Consider the following 23184-nt stretch of genomic DNA (forward strand, 5'->3'; position numbering starts at 1 on the left):
AAAGAAAGAGTTGTTCCATAAGAATGAATGGAGTAAAGCTTTTATATTGGGGGAAAATAGGATGAAATTTTCAAAGCCACTTTTTATTACAGTAGCGCTCTTAATAGCGCTCGTTATCATTGTACCTGCAGCCCTTGTTATCCCATTTGCGAAAGCAAAAGTAGGGGAAGAAACGGCCTCTAAAACTCCTCCAGCGATAGAAAGTATACCAGCTCCAGGAAAAGTAGATACAGCGGTTCAAGTTGCTGTATATCGTGAGAAACAGAAGAAGGTAGAATCATTGCCTATGGAGGAGTATGTGACCGGTGTAGTAGCTTCTGAGATGAATGCCAGTTTTGAAATAGAGGCACTAAAGGCACAGGCATTAGCAGCGAGAACATTTGTAGTACAACGTATGCTAAGCGGAGGAAAGAAAAATAATGCGGACGTGACAGATACGGTGAAAGATCAAGTGTACAAAAGTAAAGAAGAATTGAAGAAACAATGGGGTAATAACTACGAAAATAATTTGAAGAAAATCGAAGAAGCCGTTTCGAAAACAGCAGGACAAGTTTTAACATATGATGGAAAACCAATTTCAGCATCCTTCTTCTCAACGAGTAATGGCCGGACAGAAAATGCAGCTGACTATTGGGGAAATGATTATCCGTACTTGAAAAGTGTAGATAGTCCGTGGGATCAAGCCTCTCCAAAGTTTACGAGCGAGCAAACATTTACAGTAGCTGATTTTCAAAAACGTCTCGGTGTGAAAGTACTAGCAGACGGGAAGGTTGGAAATATTAAAGACCTTACGGAAGGAAAGCGCGTAAAGGATGTAGCTTTTCAAGGAAAAACATTAACAGGAAAAGAAGTTCGTGAAAAGTTAGATTTACGTTCTTCTGATTTTACGTGGAAACAACAAGGAGATAAAATCATCGTTACGACGAAAGGCTTTGGTCACGGCGTTGGTATGAGTCAATACGGAGCGAACGGTATGGCAGCGGAAGGAAAGAAATATACAGATATCGTCGCTCATTACTATAAAGGCGTTGAAATAAAGACGATGAATGATTATGAAGGAAAATTGATGGTGAAGAAATAGGTGTCAGAACTCTGGCATCTATTTTTTCTGTTTAAAATATCATAATTTTCCATTAACTGTTTGATATAATAGGATAAAAAGTATTTGGGGGAGACGAAATGGCGCTACTGGAGTTAAAGCAGTTAGGGAAGACCAACCAGTTACCGGAAATTGAGCTAAAGGTTGAAAAAGGACAATGTATTGTTTTGCAATGCAATAATCATACAGCTAAAGTGTTACACCGCATCATTATTGGTGAAGAAGAAGCTTCGACTGGCAATGTACTGTTTGAAGGAGAAGCAATTGGAAAGAAAAATTATTCCCGCATCGGTTTTTGTTTTTTGAAAGATGAGGCATATAATCGTTTGAAGGTGAAAGAATACTTTAATTTTTTAATAGGGCTTTATGAATCAAAGATAAGTATAGAAGAAGTTGTGCAGTCTGTTGGTCTCCTAGATAAACTAAACGTTAAAATAGAAAAACTATCATTTTCAGAGAAGCGTCGTCTTCATATTGGACGAATTATGATTCATAATCCGGATTTAGTTATTTTGGAAGAGCCAGAGCAAAATGTAGATATAGAGAGTACGATCATTATTCGAAAAGCAATTATGAAAATGAAAGAACAAGGAAAGGCGATTTTTATTACGTCATCTTTCCTATCGGATGCCCTTTCGTTAACGGAAGATGTATACATATTAAACAACGATGGTGTGAAAAAGATAGAAATTGAGCAAGAGGAAGTGGAAGAAGTCGGTGAAGAAAAAGTCATTCAAATGATTCCGCAAATGAAGTTAGAAAGAATACCAGCGAAAGTGAACGATAAAATCATTTTACTTGATCCGATGGAAATCCATTTCATTGAAACGCAAAACGGAGTAACACATATTCACGTTCGTGAAGGGGATTTCGTATGCGCTTTAACATTAGGTGAACTAGAAGCAAGGTTAACAGGTTTTGGTTTCTTTAGATGTCATCGCTCGTACCTTGTAAATTTACAAAGAGTACGAGAAGTGATTACGTGGACTCGTAATAGTTTTAGTTTAATTTTGGATGACGAAAGAAAAAGTTCAATTCCGCTTTCAAAAGGACGCATGGATGAATTAAAAGGCGTGATTGGGCTATAAAAAGTGCTCCAATAAGCTCAACATGCGATTCATTCACCGGTAAAAATACTCCTTTTACCGGTATTTTACTGTGTAAACCCTTTGTTTTTCATATGATTGAGTCAAGAAAAGCGAAACAAACGAACGAAAAGCGCTAAAGCGACTTTCATCTATAAAGAAGAAAAACAAAGGGGATGACGAAATGACATTGGCAATTGAAATGAAAGATGTAATGAAAAATTTCAGTGGAAAAACGGCACTTCGAAATGTAAATATTGAGATAATATGAAGTGACCTCCTAGATTATCAAGTCAGGGATTTTAACCCATAATAATGAATGAAAACATTATGAATGGGGTTATACCCTATGATAATAGGAGGCCACTATGGAAAATATAATATATATTGGGATGGATGTCCACAAGGAAAGTTTTAGCTTATGTGCACTACACGGAACAACTGGGGAAATTGTAAGAGAAGCACGATGTGCTTCAAATGTATCTCTCGTAAAAAAATTCGTTGAGAAACTGAAAACAAAATATGGTGAAGATATAAAAATTAAAGCTGGATATGAGGCTGGTTGTTTAGGGTATTCACTTCATAATCTTCTTGAACAAAATGGAATTGATTGTGATATTTTAGCTCCCACAACAATGTACAGTTCATCAAAAAACAAAATGGTGAAAAATGATAAATTCGATGCCAAAATGATTGCTCTTAATTTAGCAAATGGCACCTATAAAGAAGTATATGTTCCAGAAGAAGAGGATGTTGCCGTGAAAGAGTATATCCGCATGTTAGGTGATTTTAAAACATCTTTGAAAAAAATAAAACAACAGATAAAAGCATTCCTTTTAAGACATGGCTATGTGTATGAAGGGAAATCAAGCTGGACAATCGCTTATATGAAATGGTTAAAGAATCTTGATCTACAAGGATTATTCAAAGAAACGTTAGGCGAATACCTATTACAGTATGATGTTCTAGTCGATAAAATTGAGCGGTTCAGTTTGAGATTAGAAGAATTATCTCATCGTGAAAGGTACGAAGAACCAATCGCAAAGTTAAGATGCTTAAAAGGTATAGATACAACATCGGCAATGACTGTTCATGTGGAAATTGCAGACTTCACTCGTTTTCCCACGGCTAAAGCATTTATGGCTTATGTAGGATTGACGCCAAGCGAAAGCTCAAGTGGAGAGAAAATCAGTCGACGTTCGATTACAAAACAAGGAAATTCGACCGTTAGGTCTACTCTTGTAGAATGTGCAAATGCGTTGGTAAAAGGAGCAATCGGATTAAAATCGAAGCGAGTGAAAGCAAGACAAAAAGGGCAACGAAGCGAAGTGATTGCTTATGCGGATCAGGCTGTAGAAAGGTTACAAAGAAAATATTATCGCATGATATATCAAGGGAAGCCTAGAAATGTTGCCGTTACAGCTATCGCAAGAGAACTGGGGTGTTTTATATGGGGATTAGAAACAGGTAAAATTCACCGAAAATAAAGAGGGAAGGATATGAAGTTGATTGATTCATAGTTAGAAATCAAAGGTATCAATTGATGGCATAGATGAGCTTCAGAGATAGTGAATTACAGGTCTGGCTATCTATGACTCACCTCTTCTGGCATGGCTGAAATTCTGATAAACAAGCTATTTATTAGAATTTGAAAAGGTGTGATCCACGCAGTGAGATTATAAGAGCCTAACGACGAACCATTAACCTGAGGTAACCAATCCACGAATAACAGAGTGGTTAACTGTCGATAGATCTTATTTCTGAAGCTTTTGTATGCCATCAAGAAAAATATTATGGGTGAAAAACTATTGACAAAGGTCACTTCATAACAGGTGAAGCAAGGAGAGATTTTCGGATTCCTTGGACCGAGTGGATCTGGTAAGACGACAACGGTAAAAATTTTAACTTCTCAATTGCTTCATAGTGTTGGAACAGTAAGAGTATTAGGGAAAGATATTACAGGACCAAGTAGCATCGATTACAAACGAATTGGTATTTTAACAGATAACAGCGGCTTATATGAAAGACTTAGTATTTATGATAACTTACTATTATTTTGTGACCTATACGATTGTAAAAAAGAACGAATCGATGAAGTACTAGCACAAGTAAATTTATTAGATGATAAAAAAACACCAGTAAAGAAACTATCAAAGGGAATGAAGCAACGCGTCACACTAGCAAGAGCAATCCTTCATAAACCAGATATCCTCTTCTTAGACGAACCAACATCTGCACTCGATCCAGTAAACGTCCAAAACATTCATAAAATCTTAAAGGACTTAAATGAAGAAGGAACGACGATTTTCTTAACGACTCACAACATGGATGAAGCAGAAACGCTTTGTAACCGCATTGCCTTCCTTTGTGGCGGAGAAATTGTAGCACTCGATACGCCAGAGAACCTACGCTTGCAATACGCTAAGGATCAAATAGAGGTCGTATTAAAAGATAAACAAAAAGAAGTAGTGCAAAAAGATGAATTAGGCGCAAAACGTATTTCAGAATGGATGAACAAAGGAGAATTAATATCCATTCATTCACACGAACCAACTTTAGGCGATATCTTTATTGAAGTTACTGGGAGGGGATTATAATGACATTTTCAATGAGACGTGTATCAGCTATTTTTAGAAAAGAAGTACAAGATTTTAAGACAAATTCACAAGTGTTGTTAATGGCATTTTTACCAATTATACTTTCATTTTTGTTTAGCAGATTTGGAGTGGGAAAGGAAATGTTAGGCATTACTACTATAACGGCCTTCCTATTTGTCGCAGGCTTTGTTCAATCTATGGTAATTGCAGAAGAAAAAGAAAAACATACATTGCGTGTATTAATGTTATCCCCAGCATCTTCTGTTGAAGTTCTTCTTGGAAAGAGTTTATTAACATCGGGTCTGACGATGGCCATTTGTATTGCAAATTTATTCATTTTAGATCAGTTAAATATTAATCTTCCATTGGTAGGATTGATATTCTTATGCGGAACTATTCTGTTTATCGTGCTTGGAACAATGATCGGATTACTTGCATCTTCTGTACCACAAACATCATTAATTGGTATGCCTATTTTAATGACGATGTATTTAGCTGTACAGTTTGAGCCAATGGTTGAAAATAAATTAATTAAGACGATGATTGGATATCTTCCAACATCCCATATTTCAAAAGCGATTAACAGCGTAGTAGGTGGAGCAGGATTTAGTAGTATTAGTGGGCATATATTAAATGTTGCAGTTTGGCTTATTATATCGCTCGTTGTATGTTTAATCGTATATAAAAAGAAACAATTAGACGTAACTACTCAGCCACCTTTCGGTGTCTTTTTTAAATTTTACTAGTTTCATATGCCTCCCATTTGTAAATACTGAGTATATCAAACAGGGGAGGTGAATCTTATGGTCGATCGAAAAATTATTTTAGATACATATAAAAAAGGACCTGAAGCTGTTATTTCTTTATTTGAAGAAACATTTTCTAAGTTAGAAAAACGTATACAAGAACTAGAAAATGCTTCAAAAAAAAACTCCAAAAATAGTCATAAGCCACCTTCTACAGATGGTTTGGGTAAGCCCGTTACAAAAAGTTTGCGCAAACCGTCTCATCGTCAAACGGGTGGCCAGTTGGGCCACAAGGGACATACTCTTGGTTTGACAGCGACTCCAGATCATACGATTACACATTCTCCTACATATTGTACTTGTTGTCATACTTCCTTGAACCACGAGCCTGTAAAAGGGTATCGCATTCGCCAAGTGTATGACTTACCACCTATTCAGATCGAAGTGACAGAACATAAAGTAGAACAGAAAGAATGCCCACATTGCCATTCTATCCAAGAAGCCCAATTTCCTTCGACAGTATCTCGTCCTGTTCAATATGGTCCAAATATAAAAAGACTGATTCCCTATTTAACGCATTATCAATGCATTTCTTTGAAGCGAACAAAAGAATTCTTTCAGGATTGTTTTGGACATTCTATAAGCGAAGGAACCCTGGTAAATCATACACAGGCTTTCGCTTCTCAATTGCAGCCATTCATAAAAGAAGTAAAGGAAAAGATTCTGCAGTCTCCTGTTGTCCATTTTGATGAAACTGGTATGCGTGTAGAAAACAAAACACAATGGTTACATACTGCCAGTACACCGGAGGTGACATTGCAACATATTCATCAAAAACGTGGAAAAGAAGCAATGGATGCTGGAGAAATCTTGCCATCTTTTTCTGGAATTGCGATGCATGATGGTTGGAAATCGTATGATGCGTATACAGATTGTCGTCACGTTTTATGTAATGCCCATCTCTTACGAGATTTACAAGGAATTATAGATAGTACTGGAGAACAATGGGCACAACAGATGCAGAAATTTCTAACGCAAGCGTTGACGATGAAAAAGCAATCCGAAGGTACCATGCCAAAAGCGACGCAAAAGAATCTGTTTATTATGTATCAATCCATATTGAAAGAACAACAGATTCTTTCCACGAAACAAAAGAAGAAAGGAAAGCAGACGCCTTCTCAAAATTTATGGAATCGCTTCGTCAAGTATTCTGACAGAATTCTAGCGTTTTTAGAACATCCAGCCATTCCATTTGATAACAATCAAGCAGAACGGGATATTCGGATGACGAAAGTAAAACAGAAAGTGTCTGGGACTTTCCGAAGTAAGAAAGGCGCAGAATCTTTTTGTCAGATACGAAGCTTTATGAGTACCATGAAAAAACAAAAACAATCGGTCTTACAAGCGATAAACCAAGTCATAGAAACTAGAACGGTTCCTTGGAATAACACGACTTCATAAGAGAATTTCTCTATTTGGCATAGATTCTTTCTCTGATTGGAGTATTTTCTTTTCATGTTTTCGAATCGGAAACATGTATTTGGCCTGTTTTTTTATTTGAAGAAGCTGAGTAGTTACAATTAGACTAAAAACTGAGCCGAAACGCTCAGTTTTTTCTTTTTTTCTATCATTTCCTCGGAAATTTTACAATTCTTATACATATTTTTACATATTTTGTCGAAAAGTAATTAGTTATGCGTTGTATAGGATACGTGAATATTGTTCAAAATGATTGCTGAGGTGATGATGGAATGCGAGGAAGAAATAATAAAAAGTCGCAAAAGGTAGTACATTTATTTCAGAAAAGATGGGTGTTTCCGGCACTATACATTGCTTGTGCAGCGGTAATCTTAATGGTTGCGCTATGGTTCCAAGGAGCTAATCCGAAGAAGACTCCAAACCACGATCAAGCAACACCGTATACACAATCGGAAGATCCAGCAGTACCAGTAACGAAATCTTCAGAAGTAGTGAAAATGCCAGCTGCCGCGAATGCGGAAGTAGTCGTACAGAAGAAATTCTATGAAGATGCAGCAACTGAGGCGGAACAAGAAAAAGCACTTGTCTTTTATAACAACACATATTCCCCGAACAAAGGAATTGACATTGCTGCGAAGAATGGGAAAGAGTTCAATGTTGCTGCTGCTTTAAGTGGTACAGTAACGAAAGCTGAAAAAGATTCACTTCTTGGTTATGTTGTAACAGTTGATAGTGGAAATGGTGTAGCGGTATCTTATCAAAGCTTAGGCAGTGTGAAAGTAGAAAAAGGTGCAAGAGTTGCACAAGGTGAAGTATTAGGAACATCCGGTCTAAGTGCAATGAATAAAGAGGCAGGCTCTCACGTTCACTTTGAAGTACGTAAAGACAATGTGGCTGTGAATCCTGAACGTTACTTAAATAAATCAGTAACAGAAATTAAAGCTGATGCAGGTGCTGCAAAAGCTACGAATGCTTCTGGTAAAAAAGTTGACGACAAATTTCAAAAAGAAGAGAAGTCAACGAGCACGAAACCAGAAAATAAAACAGAAGACAAGTCTCAAAAAGAAGAGAAATCAACAAGCGGTTCAACTAGTGACAAAAAAGAAGAACCGAAGAAAGAAGAAAAATCAACAAATGGTTCTACACAATCATCTAACGATTCTTCTTCACAAGAATAAGAAAGTGAAAAAATCAGTTCTCACTAGGAGAGTTGATTTTTTTATTTCTATATAAAAATAATCAATTTCGAGAAAAAAGTTGCAAAAACAAGGAAAAATGACGAGATTCTCGAATATATATTACAAAAGGGAGGGGATACTGTGTCATTTTTGTTTGTTCTGTCGACTGCTATTATTTTATTGTTTGTTTTATTCACTTTATATTATTATATTGCCGGTAAGAAAGAGGTTCCCCACCATCAGTTGTTAGAAGAAGAATTGGAACGAGAAGAATGACGCCTTTTATACAAGGTGTCATTTTTTTTGGCCATAATAGTCAGTTTTAACGTATTTCTCACAAAAAAAACGTAATTTTTCTTAACTTAGTCCGCAAAAATAGTGAACATGTAGCATATATCAGTAGTGCGGGCAATACAATGGTATAAACCAAAGCAAAGAGAGTGTTTGAGGTGAGAAATCGTGAATCATTTCATTATAAATCCAAGAATGTTTAACGCTTACAAACAGCACTCACACTTACTTCTTAGTCGTATGCAGCGAGGCTCATTTCACCCTTCTCACATCCAAATTAGGGAGGCGAGTGGTGTGCACGATTACATCAAAGAGAGAACTATCAAGATTGGTAAGTATATCGTGGAGACAAGAAAGACAGTGCGTGTCATTGCAAAGGAATTTGGGGTATCAAAGAGTACAGTTCATAAAGATTTAACAGAACGTCTACCAGAGATTAATCCAGAGCTCGCAAATGAAGTAAAAGAAATTCTTGATTATCATAAGTCTATTCGTCATTTAAGAGGTGGAGAAGCAACAAAACAAAAGTATAGAAAAGAAGATGTAGAGAAGCCTGTACGTCAATAATGTTACAGTAGCAAACATTCCGTTCACATTCGGTAATATTTTTCAGAAGAATTCTTTTTGCGAATATTACGTTTCTGTTAAATTTATGATAAAATCAGAAATTAGGTGAAAAGAATTCGGGTGTAACCTGATTTTGAATATCGAGGAGGAAAAAACGGGAATGTTTGCGCGAGATATCGGAATTGACCTAGGTACGGCTAATGTATTAATTCATGTTAAAGGTAAGGGTATTGTATTAAACGAGCCATCTGTTGTGGCAATTGATCGTAATAGTGGTAAAGTATTAGCAGTCGGTGAAGAAGCGAGAAGTATGGTGGGACGTACGCCTGGTAATATTGTAGCAATTCGTCCTCTTAAAGATGGTGTAATAGCAGATTTCGAAATTACAGAAGCAATGTTAAAGTATTTCATTAACAAATTGGACGTAAAGAGCTTCTTTTCAAAACCTCGTATTTTAATTTGTTGTCCAACAAATATTACATCAGTAGAACAAAAAGCAATTCGTGAAGCTGCTGAACGTTCAGGTGGTAAAACAGTATTTTTAGAAGAAGAACCAAAAGTAGCCGCAGTTGGTGCTGGTATGGAAATCTTCCAACCAAGCGGTAACATGGTTGTTGATATTGGTGGAGGTACAACAGATATCGCTGTACTATCTATGGGTGATATTGTTACCTCTTCCTCTATCAAAATGGCTGGCGATAAGTTTGATATGGAGATCTTAAACTATATTAAACGTAAGTATAAGCTATTAATCGGGGAACGTACTTCAGAAGATATTAAAATTAAGGTTGGTACAGTATTCCCAGGTGCACGTAGCGAAGAACTTGAAATTCGCGGACGTGACATGGTAACAGGCTTACCACGTACAATTACAGTATGCTCTGAAGAAATTACAGAAGCATTAAAAGAAAATGCAGCTGTTATTGTACAAGCTGCAAAAGGCGTATTAGAGCGCACACCACCAGAATTATCTGCAGATATCATCGACCGCGGTGTTATTCTAACAGGCGGTGGAGCTTTACTACACGGTATTGACATGCTTCTAGCAGAAGAACTAAAAGTACCGGTATTAATTGCTGAAAACCCAATGCACTGCGTTGCGGTTGGTACAGGTATTATGTTAGAGAATATCGACAGATTACCAAAGCGTGCTTTGAGATAATTTGAAAGAACTAAGGCTGACGCCTTAGTTCTTTTTTTCGTTTTTATATTTTTTTATTTTGCTTTTTTGCGAAAATGGAAGGAAAATAGAGAAATATGAAGGAAACAGGTAAAATATTCATATATATGGTTAAATTTAATATTTCCTTATTTGAAAACGTTTATAATATAATGAGTCGAATACGACATTAAGGCAAATAATGTTTCAATACATATTGCCTTTCCCTAATTTGGGCATACACTCTTTTCTACCTCCGTGTCAGTTGCAAAAATGTGCAACTATTTTAATGGAATAGAGTGTGTGCATTTTTTTTTAGGAAGTTGTGCTAAATATAAAATGTTACTTTGTAATGACAAATAATAAACAAAATGGGATAATAGCAATATGTCCAAGTGGTAAGACCAATATTACAAAAGGGGCGATTGTTACATGCTAAATATAGAACAAATTAAAGAAATCATTCCTCACCGCTATCCATTTTTACTTGTTGATAAAATATTAGAAGTAGATGAAGGAAAAAGAGCGGTTGGGATTAAAAATGTATCCGCAAACGAAGAATTCTTTAACGGACACTTCCCTGACTATGCAGTTATGCCTGGTGTACTTATTGTAGAAGCATTAGCACAAGTTGGAGCAGTTGCAGTATTAAAGAAAGAAGAAAACCGCGGAAGACTTGCTTTCTTTGCAGGTATCGACAATTGCCGTTTCAAAAAACAAGTACGACCAGGTGATCAGCTTCGTCTAGAAGTAGAAATGACACGCGTACGCGGCCCGATTGGAAAAGGAAAAGCAATCGCAACAGTAGATGGTGAAGTTGCATGTGAGGCAGAAATTACATTTGCGATTGGTGATAAAAAAGAATAGAAATTAAAAAAATCTCCTTGTGAAAAGACAAGGAGATTTTTTAATTTCTGCTATATAACGATGAAACGATAATTTACAAACTAATCAGAAAATAACTTGTAAATAGATGGCAATTACCATATACTTACTTTATTATTTATCTAGAAAACAGGATAAGTGATAAAGGTAATAAAGAAATAAGGGCATTGTCATATTGTTAAGGTACTTAAATAAGACAAAGTAGAATGTTATTGATTATGATGAAATGTGGGGAAATCAGCAAGAATATTAATTAGACGTATGAAATCGAGCATAAAAGAGAGAAAAGGGAAATGTCGCATTTTACAAAAGGAGATTATAAATATGTTCGGGAGAAAGAAAAGAAAACCATTACGACAATTAATTACACATAAAGAGCCTAAATCGCGTATTACAGAACAATACCGTAACATTCGTACAAACATTGAGTTTACATCTGTAGATAATCATGTTCGTTCTATCATTGTTACTTCAGCGGATCCAGGTGATGGGAAAACAACAACAATCGCAAACTTAGCAGTCGTTTTCGGACAACAAGGAAAGAAAGTTTTATTAATTGGAGCTGACTTGCGTAAGCCGACGTTACAAAACTTATTTGCTATTCATAGTTCAAATGGGTTAACGAACTTATTATCAGGACAAGCAAAACTTATGCAATGCATTCAAAAAACAGATATAGAGAACGTATACTTAATGGCAGCAGGTCCAATCCCGCCAAACCCAGCAGAACTATTAGGGAGCCAGGCAATGGACGAAGCGTTGCTAGAAGCATATAACATGTTTGATATTATATTAATTGACACACCACCTGTCCTTGCGGTTACGGATGCACAAATACTTGCGAATAAATGTGATGGAATCGTACTCGTTGTACGCAGTGAAAAGACAGAAAAAGATAAAATCGTAAAAGCGAAACAAATATTAGATAAAGCATCAGGAAAAATACTTGGAGTCGTTTTAAACGATAAAAGAGAAGAAAAAGAGCAGTATGGTTATTACTAAAATAGAAAAAAGCCAATAAGGAATACTTGTTGGCTTTTTTCTCATTTTGAAATTTATTTCTCAAGTTACATAGTATAAAAAACGTGATATGATAAATATTTTGGAAAATCATTGGAATGTGTTGTCATATTTAAGATTATTTTGTAAGATTAAACTTGTTTCTTGTGAACAAATATAGAACTGAATTATTAAAAATAAAAAATGTAAGATTTATATGTTATAATTTTTCCTATGTGTAAATTTTAGAAAGTTGGAGGAACCTATGGAAGAAACAATTAGTCTAAAAGAGTTATTTCATATCTTAAAAAAACGTTTAGCAATGATCCTCGTAATCGCCTTTGGTGCAGCTATTGTAAGTGCTATCATTAGCTTTTTCTTTATGACACCAATCTATCAATCTTCGACGCAAATTCTTGTTAATCAGAAGAAGCAAGAAGGGACAATGTTCCAAGCCGGTGAAATTCAAACGAATATTCAATTAACGAATACATATAAGGTTATTATTAAAAGTCCAGTAATCTTAGAACAAGTGAATGAAAAATTAAATTTAAATATGACATCTCAAGCGTTAACAGGAAAGATTAATGTTGCGAATGAAAAGGATTCACAAGTAATCTCTGTAACAGCTGAGGATAAAGATCCAAAACTAGCCCGTGATATTGCAAATGCAACCGCTGATGTATTTAAAGGTGAAGTTGCAAAAATTATGAACGTTGATAACGTAACAGTGCTATCTAAAGCAGAAGTGGCAGAAAATCAATCTCCGATTAAACCAGTGCCTATGCTTAATGTAGCAATTGCTTTCGTTGTTGGTTTAATGGCTTCAGTTGGTCTTGCGTTCTTACTAGAATACTTAGATAACACAGTGAAAAAAGAAGAAGATGTAGAAAACTTACTGGGATTACCAGTACTAGGTATCGTTGCTCGTATGGATGAAGAAACATTGAACGTGAAATCACACGCTCCATCATCAAGAAAAGTGAGGGGACAAACAATTGGCTCTTAATTTATTTAAAAAGAAAAAAAATCATCGTCAACGTCGTCAATTAATTGCTCATCAGCAACCGAAATCACCAATTTCAGAACAATATCGTAATATTCGAACGAATATTGAATTTGCAGCTATTGATACGAATTTACATTCATTAATGGTCACGTCTGCAAACCCAAGCGAAGGGAAAACGACAACGACAGCGAATATGGCAGTTGTGTTTGCTCAACAAGGAAAAAAAGTATTATTAATTGATGCAGATATGCGTAAACCAGCGATGCATCAAATGTTCCAAGTAGATAATATTTTTGGACTAACGAACGTATTAACACATAGTGAACGTTTAGAAAAATGTGTACAAACGACATCTGTAGACAATCTACACTTTTTAGCTTGTGGTCCAATCCCACCAAATCCAGCAGAATTGTTAGGTTCAAAATCAATGAAAGAACTTCTTGGACAAGCATACAGCATGTACGACTTAGTTATTTTTGATATGCCGCCAATTTTAGCTGTAACCGATGCGCAAATTATGGCAAATGTGTGCGATGCTTCTATTCTTGTTGTTCGCAGTGAATCAACAGAGAAAGAAACAGCGGTAAAAGCAAAAGGATTGTTAGAATCGGCTAAAGGTAAATTGTTGGGTGTTGTTCTGAACGATCGTGAACGTGAAGAGGGCTTATATTATTATTACGGTGCAAACTAATTAAAAGAGTGAGATATGGTAAAAACATATCTCCTTTTTTCCCTTGAATATGAGCTATATCTCATATTCAAGGGAAAAAAGATCTTTATAGGAGAGAGGGAGGATGAAACAAATGATAGATTTACATTGTCACATTTTACCTGGTATCGATGACGGTGCACAAACCGTAACAGATAGTTTAGCAATGGCACAACAAGCCGTGTCAGAAGGAATACATACAATTGTCGCAACGCCGCATCATCAAAATGGAAAATATGTAAATGAACGTACCTCAATTATTCATCACGTAAAACAACTAAATGATGAACTACAACAATATAATATTCCACTTACTATTTTACCGGGACAAGAAGTCAGATTATATGGTGATTTATTAGAAGACTATGAAGCTGGTAAAATCGTTACTTTAAATGAAACAAATAAATATATATTCATTGAATTTCCATCAAATCACGTACCACGTTATGCCGAACAATTATTATACGAATTACGTGTAAAGGGAATGATTCCAATTATCGTTCACCCAGAACGCAATGCCGAGTTAATCGAGCGGCCAGATAAGTTATATAACATTGTAAATAAAGGGGCATTAACGCAAGTAACGGCAGGCAGTTTATTAGGGAAATTTGGGAAGAAAATCAAAAAATTTTCACTACAACTTGTAGAACATAATTTAACACATATGGTCGCTTCAGATGCACATAATACGACGTCAAGAGGATTTCATTTAGCGGAAAGCTATGAATTAATTGAGAAAGAATTCGGAATGAATGTTATGAGTGATTTGAAAGAAAATCCATATTTATTAATTAGCGGGAAAGCGATCTACAAAGAAGATCCAGAACAAATTCGCCGTAAAAAACTGTTTGGTATTTTTTAAATAAAAATTGGTGATGTCTCCTAACCGTTATCAACGGGGGCACTCGGTCGTGCTGTGGGTAGAAATTTTTATTTCGAGCCTACCTTAGACGCTTGTCGTCGGGAGTATGACGTGAGGATGGGTTAGATGCCCATAATTTATTTATGTTAGAAACTCTACTTATGGAGTTGTAAAGACGACCCTATAAGTAGGGTTTTTGTTATTGTTACATATGGATATAATAATATATTTGGGGGACTAGATTTGAAAAAAGTAAGAAAAGCAATTATTCCAGCTGCGGGACTGGGAACAAGGTTTTTACCGGTAACAAAGGCAATGCCAAAAGAAATGTTACCAATTGTTGATAAACCAACAATTCAATACATAGTAGAAGAAGCGATAGAATCAGGAATTGAAGATATTATTATTGTTACTGGAAAAGGTAAACGTGCCATTGAAGATCATTTTGATCATTCCTTTGAATTAGAGCAGAGCCTATTAGAAAAAGGAAAGCATGAGATGCTAGAAAAAGTACAAGCTTCTTCAAGAATTAACATTCATTACATAAGACAAAAGGAACCAAAAGGGCTGGGGCACGCAGTATGGTGTGCGCGTAAATTTATTGGAAACGAACCATTTGCAGTATTACTTGGTGATGATATTGTGCAAGCAGAAACACCATGTTTGCGTCAATTAATGGATCAATATGAAGGTACACAGTCGTCAGTTATTGGTGTACAAACAGTGCCTGAAAACGAAACACATCGTTACGGTATTATCGATCCGATTGAACAAAGTGATCGCCGTTATCAAGTACGTCAATTTGTGGAGAAGCCAGCAGAAGGAACTGCACCATCAAATTTAGCAATTATGGGACGTTACGTATTAACGCCAGAAATCTTTATGTTTCTTGAGAATCAACAAACAGGTGCTGGTGGGGAAATCCAATTAACAGATGCCATTCAACGATTAAATGAAGTTCAACGTGTATTTGCATATGACTTTGAGGGTACGCGTTACGATGTTGGGGAGAAGTTTGGATTTATTAAGACGACGATTGAAATGGCACTCCAAAATGAAGAATTAAATGTAGAGTTAATGAAATATATGAAAGAACTCGTAAAAAAGGAAGAGGTACATTCATAAGAGAATGTCCTTTTTTATTATGAATAAGATAAGAATTATATAAAGAAGGGAACAGGTATATTGAGTTATCGAAGACGGCTCTCATTATTAATTTTATTAGATTCATTTATCGTATTAACTGCCGTGTATTTAAGTTATTGGTTTATACATCCAAATGTATTAAACAAAATTCCTATGACAGTAGTTATTAGTTCTATTACATTATTGTGTAGTCATCATGTTTTTGCTGCTATTTATAAGCTTTATAATAAGGCATGGGAATATGCAAGTATTGGTGAATTAAAACAAATATTTAAGGCAATCACACTATCAATTTTAGTAACAGCAATTGTTCAACAAATTATAAATCATGATATTTATGTTCGAATTTTAGCTATTGCATGGATGTTACATTTATTATTAATTGGTGGTTCTCGTTTTGTCTGGCGTATGTTTCGTGATACATATATTACAAAAGCTACTGATAAAAAACGAACATTAATTATCGGTGCTGGTTCAGCAGGAACGATGGTAGTACGTCAATTACAACATAATAAAGAAGCAGATTTATATCCAATCGCATTTGTTGATGATGATAGAAATAAGCAAAAATTAGAAATTTATAATGTGCCGGTTGTTGGTACAACAAACCATCTTAAAGAAATTGTAGAAGATAATGACATAGAACATATTATTATTGCTATTCCTTCTTTAAATCGTAAACAAATAAACGAGATTTTTGAGAAGTGTAGAAAAACGAAGGCGAAAACACAAATTGTGCCAATGCTTGAGGACCTTCTAGATGGTACAGTTTCTGTTAATGAAGTGCGTGATGTACAAGTAGAGGATTTATTGGGTAGAGAACCAATTCAATTAGATGATGCCGGTATTGGAGAGAAGATTACAGGTAAAACAATTTTAGTAACAGGTGCGGGTGGATCAATTGGATCCGAAATTTGTCGTCAAGTAATGAAGTACAAACCGGGTAAAATTGTTCTTCTAGGACATGGTGAAAACAGTATTTATAATATCGAAATGGAAATGAGAGTTACGTATAAAGATACAGTTGAAATTATGACAGAAATTGCAGATGTACAAGATCGAAATAAGATTTTTGAAATAATTGATAAGCATCGCCCGTATATTGTTTATCATGCGGCTGCACATAAACATGTACCTTTAATGGAACGTAATCCTGAAGAGGCTGTGAAAAATAATATTTTTGGTACAAAAAATGTTGCAGAAGCAGCGGATACATTTAAAGTGAATACATTTGTTATGGTTTCTACAGATAAAGCTGTAAATCCTACGAATGTAATGGGAGCTACAAAGCGATTTGCAGAAATGCTTGTACAGCATTTGGCAGCTGTAAGTACTAATACAAAATTTGTTGCCGTTCGATTTGGTAATGTTCTTGGAAGTAGGGGAAGTGTAATCCCATTATTTAAGAAGCAAATTCAAAAAGGTGGACCTGTAACAGTTACTCATCCTGATATGATTCGTTACTTTATGACGATACCAGAAGCTTCAAGACTAGTTATTCAGGCTGGAACGCTAGCTAAAGGTGGAGAGCTGTTTGTTCTTGATATGGGAGATCCAGTGAAAATTGTTGATTTGGCAAGAAATCTTATTACTCTTTCAGGATATTCAATTGAAGAAATTGGAATTGAATTTACTGGGCTAAGACCAGGAGAAAAAATGTATGAAGAGCTGCTAAACGAAGGAGAAATTCATCCTGAACAAATATTCCCTAAGATTCATATTGGGAAGGCTGTCTTAATGGAGCAAGAAATTTTAAGGCAGTTTATGAATGATTTTGAAGGAATGGGCAAAGAGGATATAAGAGAAAGATTATTAGAGATTGCTAATACTAAGGTTTTAAATTAACAGTTATTTGGTTTTTGGAACACTTATTCATATGTTAGGAAAATTGAGGTGGTAATAAAAGTGATATATAAAAAGGGTTTGAAACAAATAGTAGATTGTATTTTTGCAATTGTAGGTTTAGTAGTATCATCACCTTTATTCTTATTATTAATAATTTGTATAAAGCTGGATTCGAAAGGTCCTGTATTATTTAAACAGCGACGAATCGGTAAAGGGAAAAAAGAATTTTATATTTTAAAGTTTAGAACGATGAGGATTGATACCCCAAAAGATATGCCAACTCATCTTTTGGAAGATCCTGAAATGTATATAACAAAAGTCGGAAAGTTTTTACGTAAAACAAGCTTAGATGAACTTCCACAAATAATAAATATTATTAAAGGTGAAATGAGTATAATTGGGCCTCGACCTGCACTTTGGAATCAATATGATTTAATTAAAGAACGTGATAAATACGGTGCAAATGATGTTACACCAGGATTGACAGGGTGGGCACAAATAAATGGAAGAGATGAACTTCCTATTGATGTAAAGGCAAAATTAGATGGTGAATACGTAGAAAAATTATCACCATTATTTGATTTGAAGGTATTTTTTATGACTATAAAGAGTGTCTTGAAATCTGAAGGTGTTAAGGAAGGGAAAAATAATAGTAATGAACGAAACTCTGAAAAGAGAAAAGAGGCAAGTTCATAAATGAATAAGAAAAGAATTTTAATAACTGGAAAAGAAAGTTATATAGGAACAAATTTTGAAAAATGGGTTAATAATTGGTCAAATCAATATGATGTTGCCAAAATATCTGTTAGAAATGATGGGTGGAAACAACAGGACTTTTCTAAATATGATGTTGTTTTACACGTAGCTGGAATTGCACATGTTTCAGCTGATCCTAAAATGGAAGAAATGTATTATAAGATTAATAGGGATTTAGCAATTAATATCGCAGAAAAAGCAAAAAAAGAAAATGTTAAGCAATTTATTTTTATGAGTAGCATGATTATCTACGGTGCAGACGGAAAATTAGGTGAACCTAAAATTATTACTGCAGAAACTGAGCCAAGTCCTATTGATTTTTATGGGAGAAGTAAGCTCGAAGCGGATTTAGCTATTCAAAAAATGAATAGTAATAATTTTAAAACGGTTATGGTGCGAACACCAATGGTATATGGACCAAACTGTAAGGGTAATTTTCCTAGGTTAAAAACGCTAGCAGAAAAATCACCAATTTTTCCTGAGATAAGTAATGAAAGAAGTATGATATTCATTGATAACCTGTGTGAATTTTTAAAGATTGTTATTGACAAAGAGTTGGATGGGATATTTTTCCCGCAAAATAAAGAATATGTTAGTACGAAAGATATTATAAGTCTTATGGCTATCAACATGAATAAGAAAGTCCACTTTATTAAAACATTTAATCCAGTCATAAAGATAATGTCAAAAAAGATAAATGTCGTTAATAAGGTATTGGGAAATAAGGCGTATGATAAAAAATTAAATCCTGAGTTTGACTATTGCGTTGTTGATTTTGAAACTTCTATAAAAATAAGTATGTAATTAGGTGAACATAAAATTATGAAGAAAAAAGTACTATTATTAGGTAACCATGGATTTGTAATATACAATTTTCGTAAAGAACTAATTCAAGAATTGTTGGGGCAAGGCTATGAAGTATATATATCTTTACCCAAAGACGAAAAAGTAGATAAGATGGTTGAATGGGGATGTAAATTCGTAGAAACAAATGTTGATCGAAGGGGCACAAACCCAGTAACTGATTTTAAACTAGTCGCGCATTATATTAAAATATTGAAGGAAATAAAACCAGATGTTGTATTGACATATACAATAAAACCAAATTTATACGGAGGATTAGCTTGTAGGCTTTTAAATATTCCATGTATAAATAATATTACAGGTTTAGGAAGTGGATTTAGTAAGAGTTCAATTTTAAAAACGTTTTTATCTACTTTATATAAGGTAAGTTTGAAAAAGTCTTATTGTGTTTTCTTTCAAAATACTGAAGATATGAGAATGTTAGTAGATAGGAATATAATTAAAGGACAGTATGAACTTATTCCGGGTTCAGGAGTGAATTTGGAAGAATATAAATTTAAAGACTTTCCAAAAGAAGATGTGCTGAAATTTATTTTTATTGGAAGAATTATGAAGGATAAAGGCATTGATCAATATTTAGAAGCTGCAAAAATTATAAAAACAAAATATCCAGACACACAATTTAATGTAATAGGTTTTGTTGAGAAAACACAGCCACATTATAATGACATGATTAATCAGCTGCAAAATGAAGGATTTATTACATACTTAGGATATCAATCGGATGTTAAGCCATTTGTTAAAGAAGCTCATTGTCTTATTCAAGCTTCTCATGGTGGAGAAGGCTTATCTAATGTTTTATTAGAAGCAGCTGCTACGGGCCGAGCATTAATAGCTTCTAATATTCCTGGATGTAGAGAAACGATCTCTGAAGGTAAAAACGGATATATATTTGAAGCAAAAAGTACTAGTAGCTTAGTGGAACAAATTGAAAAATTTATTCACTTAACACATATAGAAAGAAAACAAATGGGTACGAATTCTAGAGAAAAAATTGAAAAAGAGTTTGACAGGAATATAGTAGTAAAAGCATACATGAATAAAGTGGATAAAATTTGTAATAAATAAAGCGATATAGAGTGTAGAATATGATCAAAATAGCAGTAGGTACACAGCCAACAGATGATGTTAGTGCAGATTTTCAATATGTACTTACAGTTGCGGAAATTATTGCAAAGAACTTGGGGGATGGAGGGACCTACTGTGATTTTGGTGTAGCTTCAAATTTAGGGTTCTTAGGAGAATAATCTACTGCTAGAAATCTTATCCATCCTGATAGGGTTGTAGTGGGGTTGAAAATGCAAAGGTGCGTGTGTTAATAAAAGAGGTTTATGGAGTACTTTATTTAAATGGTATTTCTATTCAAGACGGGATTAATGAATTTATGAAGTGGTATACGAAGAAGGTTAAGTGACTTATTAGAGATCAGCCTTTTGAGGAGGGATACAAATGATTATTGCACATATTATAAGTCACCTTAATACTGGTGGAGCGGAAAAATTAGTCGCTGAAATTTCTAATTCTATGAGTAAGAAGGGAATGAGAATAAAGGTTATTACTTTATTTAAAGGAAGAGGAGTGCCTTTTAAAATATTAGATACCAATAATGTAGAATTAATAGAGCTTAATTATGGGAAAAAGTTTAATCCAAAGATTGCATGGGATATATACAGATTAACAAAAGATTGTGATATAGTTCATGCTCATACGTATTATGCACAATTATATGGTAGTATCTTTATTCCGAAGAAAAAGTTAATTACAACAGAACATAGTACACATAATAATAGACGTGGGAAGATTCTTTTTCGATTAACGGATTACCTTATGTATAGACAGTATTCAAAAGTAATTTGTATTAGTAAGGGAACGAAAGAAAGTTTAACAAATTGGATTGAAAGCACTCAAAAAAAATCTTTGATTATTCATAATGGTATCGATCTTAAAATTTTTTTTGATGCAAAACCTATACCTAGGAAAGATATAGGAGTAAGTAATGATAAAGTAATATTGATATGTGTAGGAAGATTAGAAAAAGCTAAAAATCATGAGAGTTTAATCAAAGCTTTTAAAAATATTAATAGTAAAGCAATATTGCTTCTAGTAGGAAATGGACAAAGAGAAGACCGATTAAGATTACTTATAAAGGAACTAGGATTGACGGACAGGGTAATTTTATTAGGGCAAAGAACGGATGTAGAAAGACTCTTAAAGACAAGTGATATATTTATTTTGCCGTCGTTATGGGAAGGATTTGGTTTAGCTGCAATTGAAGCACTTGCTTGTGGGCTTCCGGTCTTACTTTCGGATGTGGAAGGTCTAAAGGGGATTACTGATAATCTTGATGGCCCAATAGATTATTTTAATGCTAAGAATTATAAGGAAATTGAGATGAAAACAAATCAAATGATTGAACGTTTGTCTTGTTTGAAAGATGAAAAGGTTATACAAAAGAATGATTTAGAGCGGTATAGTCTTGAAAATATGGTAATGAAATATTTGGAGGTTTATGAATTGAATATTAGTGGAGTAAGAAAATAAGGGGGGAGAATAAGAGGTGCAACAATCCATTAGAGCAAGTGGAATAATAGTTTTTATAGCTTATTTAGGGTTATTAACTTTATTCTTACCACCTATTTTTCTACCCATAATGGGTTCTGTATTTACATTATATATAGGTGAAATATTTATACTGCTTTTAAGTTTTTTTTGTATACTTTCTATTGTAAGACGAGGAGAATTGAGAACAAATAAGATTATTAGAATTCTTTTTGTTTTTCTAGTAATAAGTTCCTTATCTATATTAACGGCAGATAATATTGGAAGGTATTTAATTGGTTTTACAACGTATTTCGAAACATTTTTAATTTTGTTGATATTTTTCAATTTTAATTTTAATAAGGTTCAACAAACAAATATGATGAATTACTATTTGTATTCAGGAGTAATATTATCTCTATGGATAATACAAAAGACCATATTTGAAAATCATGGGGATTTTATAATAGGGAATAAGATTGCATTAGACATTGGTAACAGTAACTATTTGGCATCAATTTTAATGATACCTTTTTATATTTTTTATACTATTTTATTAAGAGAAGGATCGGCTTTTACAAGTAAGAAAAAGATTAAAAGTTTTATTGGTTTGATATTTATTGGTGCGGCAATAATTTATACCGGATCAAGAACATGCTTGGGTATTATAGGTGTTCTGACGATTATATATGTACTAAAAGATGTAGTACTAACCAAGCAGAGTATAGCCAAGACCATTGTTTCTTTAATTTTAATAGGTGCGTTTGTTATTGGATTGTATATATTTGCTGGAGATTTTATTAATCAAATGGTAAATGAGGGACGCTTTGATAATCTTAGAAATCAATCAAATTTATTAGAGCGTGGAGTTATTTTTCAAGAGTATTTTAATGCATTTTTGCAGAGTCCCATTTTGGGAAATGGTTTTAACAATGTAAATGCTCTTAATCAATATTATTTAGCACATAATTTTATACTGCAAGTGTTAGGTGATAATGGCATTATTACTTGTGCACTATTTTTGATTTTTATTTTGTCTGTTTTAATCTTTTTGCGAAAGGGTATAAGAGATAGTAAAAATATTGAATTAAACATCTTTATGTTAGGGTACAAACGTGGTTTTTATGCAGTTTTGTTACATGGATTACTAGAGCCTAATTTTGGAACTAAGCTTTTTATGATATATCTATTTTTAGGGTTAGGTATTATTATATCTTGTGTGAATACAGAAATAGCAGATAAGCATAGTTAAGATAATAATAAAAGTTAAATTGAAGCTTTGTTGTTTAGTTTTATTTTGAAAGAATAAACTGGGTTATAGAAGATTGTTAGCCCAGTTTATTAATAGTGATTTAGAAGAGTATTTTTCA

At 34.1% G+C, this 23184-nt stretch carries 22 protein-coding genes and 2 pseudogenes; all 24 read left to right on the forward strand.

The annotated features are described in order from the left end of the window. Positions 1–61: 61 nt before the first annotated feature. The 24 genes and pseudogenes from spoIID (at position 62) to MHI28_RS19295 (ending at position 23066) form a co-directional block, all read left to right on the forward strand. On the forward strand, positions 62–1081 hold the full coding sequence (gene spoIID, locus MHI28_RS19185; RefSeq protein WP_000672656.1) for a stage II sporulation protein D: 1020 nt from the start codon (positions 62–64) through the stop codon (positions 1079–1081). 98 nt (positions 1082–1179) lie between these two features. Then, positions 1180–2187 carry a LytTR family transcriptional regulator DNA-binding domain-containing protein gene (locus tag MHI28_RS19190; RefSeq protein WP_001185961.1) on the forward strand — a complete coding sequence of 336 codons (1008 nt, stop codon included), beginning with the start codon at positions 1180–1182 and terminating at the stop codon, positions 2185–2187. A gap of 181 nt (positions 2188–2368) precedes the next feature. Next, a pseudogene (locus MHI28_RS36185) lies at positions 2369–2449 on the forward strand (ABC transporter ATP-binding protein); the annotation flags it as partial. A gap of 103 nt (positions 2450–2552) precedes the next feature. Continuing rightward, complete coding sequence (locus MHI28_RS19195) at positions 2553–3671, forward strand: IS110 family transposase (RefSeq protein ID WP_277548338.1); 1119 nt, start codon at positions 2553–2555, stop codon at positions 3669–3671. A 342-nt stretch (positions 3672–4013) separates the two neighbouring features. Next, a pseudogene (locus MHI28_RS19200) lies at positions 4014–4781 on the forward strand (ATP-binding cassette domain-containing protein); the annotation flags it as partial. After that, a complete protein-coding gene (locus MHI28_RS19205; protein ID WP_340828177.1) occupies positions 4781–5527 on the forward strand; it encodes an ABC transporter permease in 747 nt (248 codons plus the stop codon). The pseudogene MHI28_RS19200 and the gene MHI28_RS19205, both read left to right, overlap by 1 nt. Positions 5528–5584: 57 nt before the next feature. Continuing rightward, on the forward strand, positions 5585–6988 hold the full coding sequence (gene tnpC / locus MHI28_RS19210) for an IS66 family transposase (RefSeq protein ID WP_100910632.1): 1404 nt from the start codon (positions 5585–5587) through the stop codon (positions 6986–6988). 290 nt (positions 6989–7278) lie between these two features. Further along, positions 7279–8184, forward strand: a complete 906-nt coding sequence (locus MHI28_RS19215; RefSeq protein ID WP_340828178.1) for a M23 family metallopeptidase — start codon at positions 7279–7281, stop codon at positions 8182–8184. 141 nt (positions 8185–8325) lie between these two features. Continuing rightward, positions 8326–8460 carry a hypothetical protein gene (locus tag MHI28_RS19220; protein WP_000008903.1) on the forward strand — a complete coding sequence of 45 codons (135 nt, stop codon included), beginning with the start codon at positions 8326–8328 and terminating at the stop codon, positions 8458–8460. A gap of 309 nt (positions 8461–8769) precedes the next feature. After that, complete coding sequence (gene spoIIID, locus MHI28_RS19225; protein ID WP_000544012.1) at positions 8770–9042, forward strand: sporulation transcriptional regulator SpoIIID; 273 nt, start codon at positions 8770–8772, stop codon at positions 9040–9042. 160 nt (positions 9043–9202) lie between these two features. Then, a complete protein-coding gene (locus tag MHI28_RS19230) occupies positions 9203–10204 on the forward strand; it encodes a rod shape-determining protein (protein WP_000457978.1) in 1002 nt (333 codons plus the stop codon). A 429-nt stretch (positions 10205–10633) separates the two neighbouring features. Next, positions 10634–11068 (forward strand): 3-hydroxyacyl-ACP dehydratase FabZ, encoded by a 435-nt coding sequence (fabZ, locus tag MHI28_RS19235; RefSeq protein ID WP_000931959.1) that lies wholly within the window; start codon positions 10634–10636, stop codon positions 11066–11068. Positions 11069–11410: 342 nt separating this feature from the next. Beyond that, entirely contained in the window at positions 11411–12088 is a 678-nt protein-coding gene (locus MHI28_RS19240) for a CpsD/CapB family tyrosine-protein kinase (protein ID WP_000467950.1), read from the forward strand. A gap of 262 nt (positions 12089–12350) precedes the next feature. Then, positions 12351–13094: a YveK family protein gene (locus MHI28_RS19245; RefSeq protein WP_000393161.1), complete on the forward strand. Its 744-nt coding sequence runs from the start codon at positions 12351–12353 to the stop codon at positions 13092–13094. Beyond that, complete coding sequence (locus MHI28_RS19250) at positions 13084–13785, forward strand: CpsD/CapB family tyrosine-protein kinase (RefSeq protein ID WP_001207149.1); 702 nt, start codon at positions 13084–13086, stop codon at positions 13783–13785. The genes MHI28_RS19245 and MHI28_RS19250 overlap by 11 nt, the downstream gene beginning before the upstream one ends. Before the next feature lie 112 nt (positions 13786–13897). Beyond that, the gene (locus MHI28_RS19255; protein ID WP_002162966.1) at positions 13898–14665 is read left to right on the forward strand and encodes a tyrosine-protein phosphatase; all 768 of its coding nucleotides are present in this window, start codon (positions 13898–13900) and stop codon (positions 14663–14665) included. Positions 14666–14908: 243 nt separating this feature from the next. Further along, a complete protein-coding gene (bpsC, locus tag MHI28_RS19260) occupies positions 14909–15790 on the forward strand; it encodes a UTP--glucose-1-phosphate uridylyltransferase BpsC (protein ID WP_000757835.1) in 882 nt (293 codons plus the stop codon). A gap of 60 nt (positions 15791–15850) precedes the next feature. Continuing rightward, positions 15851–17656 carry a polysaccharide biosynthesis protein gene (locus tag MHI28_RS19265; RefSeq protein ID WP_000122184.1) on the forward strand — a complete coding sequence of 602 codons (1806 nt, stop codon included), beginning with the start codon at positions 15851–15853 and terminating at the stop codon, positions 17654–17656. 60 nt (positions 17657–17716) lie between these two features. Beyond that, on the forward strand, positions 17717–18352 hold the full coding sequence (locus MHI28_RS19270; protein WP_000639474.1) for a sugar transferase: 636 nt from the start codon (positions 17717–17719) through the stop codon (positions 18350–18352). Beyond that, positions 18353–19216, forward strand: coding sequence for an NAD-dependent epimerase/dehydratase family protein (locus MHI28_RS19275; RefSeq protein ID WP_001036191.1), 864 nt, complete (start codon positions 18353–18355; stop codon positions 19214–19216). Positions 19217–19234: 18 nt separating this feature from the next. Beyond that, a complete protein-coding gene (locus MHI28_RS19280; protein ID WP_000731031.1) occupies positions 19235–20344 on the forward strand; it encodes a glycosyltransferase family 4 protein in 1110 nt (369 codons plus the stop codon). 20 nt (positions 20345–20364) lie between these two features. Further along, positions 20365–20523, forward strand: a complete 159-nt coding sequence (locus MHI28_RS19285; protein WP_002162968.1) for a hypothetical protein — start codon at positions 20365–20367, stop codon at positions 20521–20523. Between the two features lie 202 nt (positions 20524–20725). Next, a complete protein-coding gene (locus MHI28_RS19290; RefSeq protein ID WP_000582294.1) occupies positions 20726–21817 on the forward strand; it encodes a glycosyltransferase in 1092 nt (363 codons plus the stop codon). Between the two features lie 16 nt (positions 21818–21833). Beyond that, positions 21834–23066, forward strand: coding sequence for an O-antigen ligase family protein (locus tag MHI28_RS19295; RefSeq protein WP_002162969.1), 1233 nt, complete (start codon positions 21834–21836; stop codon positions 23064–23066). Positions 23067–23184: the final 118 nt, after the last annotated feature.

It is taken from the genome of Bacillus sp. FSL K6-0268, from assembly GCF_038005425.1.
Classification (GTDB): Bacteria; Bacillota; Bacilli; order Bacillales; family Bacillaceae_G; genus Bacillus_A; species Bacillus_A thuringiensis_S.

What these genes read in the sequence shown, in the direction of transcription:
- tnpC (WP_100910632.1), top strand. Translation starts at nt 5,585, where the DNA reads ATGGTCGATCGAAAAATTATTTTAGATACATATAAAAAAGGACCTGAA.
- MHI28_RS19255 (WP_002162966.1), top strand. Translation starts at nt 13,898, where the DNA reads ATGATAGATTTACATTGTCACATTTTACCTGGTATCGATGACGGTGCA.
- MHI28_RS19245 (WP_000393161.1), top strand. Translation starts at nt 12,351, where the DNA reads ATGGAAGAAACAATTAGTCTAAAAGAGTTATTTCATATCTTAAAAAAA.
- MHI28_RS19190 (WP_001185961.1), top strand. Translation starts at nt 1,180, where the DNA reads ATGGCGCTACTGGAGTTAAAGCAGTTAGGGAAGACCAACCAGTTACCG.
- MHI28_RS19230 (WP_000457978.1), top strand. Translation starts at nt 9,203, where the DNA reads ATGTTTGCGCGAGATATCGGAATTGACCTAGGTACGGCTAATGTATTA.
- MHI28_RS19240 (WP_000467950.1), top strand. Translation starts at nt 11,411, where the DNA reads ATGTTCGGGAGAAAGAAAAGAAAACCATTACGACAATTAATTACACAT.
- MHI28_RS19275 (WP_001036191.1), top strand. Translation starts at nt 18,353, where the DNA reads ATGAATAAGAAAAGAATTTTAATAACTGGAAAAGAAAGTTATATAGGA.
- MHI28_RS19205 (WP_340828177.1), top strand. Translation starts at nt 4,781, where the DNA reads ATGACATTTTCAATGAGACGTGTATCAGCTATTTTTAGAAAAGAAGTA.
- spoIID (WP_000672656.1), top strand. Translation starts at nt 62, where the DNA reads ATGAAATTTTCAAAGCCACTTTTTATTACAGTAGCGCTCTTAATAGCG.
- fabZ (WP_000931959.1), top strand. Translation starts at nt 10,634, where the DNA reads ATGCTAAATATAGAACAAATTAAAGAAATCATTCCTCACCGCTATCCA.
- MHI28_RS19280 (WP_000731031.1), top strand. Translation starts at nt 19,235, where the DNA reads ATGAAGAAAAAAGTACTATTATTAGGTAACCATGGATTTGTAATATAC.
- MHI28_RS19215 (WP_340828178.1), top strand. Translation starts at nt 7,279, where the DNA reads ATGCGAGGAAGAAATAATAAAAAGTCGCAAAAGGTAGTACATTTATTT.
- MHI28_RS19195 (WP_277548338.1), top strand. Translation starts at nt 2,553, where the DNA reads ATGGAAAATATAATATATATTGGGATGGATGTCCACAAGGAAAGTTTT.
- MHI28_RS19290 (WP_000582294.1), top strand. Translation starts at nt 20,726, where the DNA reads ATGATTATTGCACATATTATAAGTCACCTTAATACTGGTGGAGCGGAA.
- MHI28_RS19285 (WP_002162968.1), top strand. Translation starts at nt 20,365, where the DNA reads ATGATCAAAATAGCAGTAGGTACACAGCCAACAGATGATGTTAGTGCA.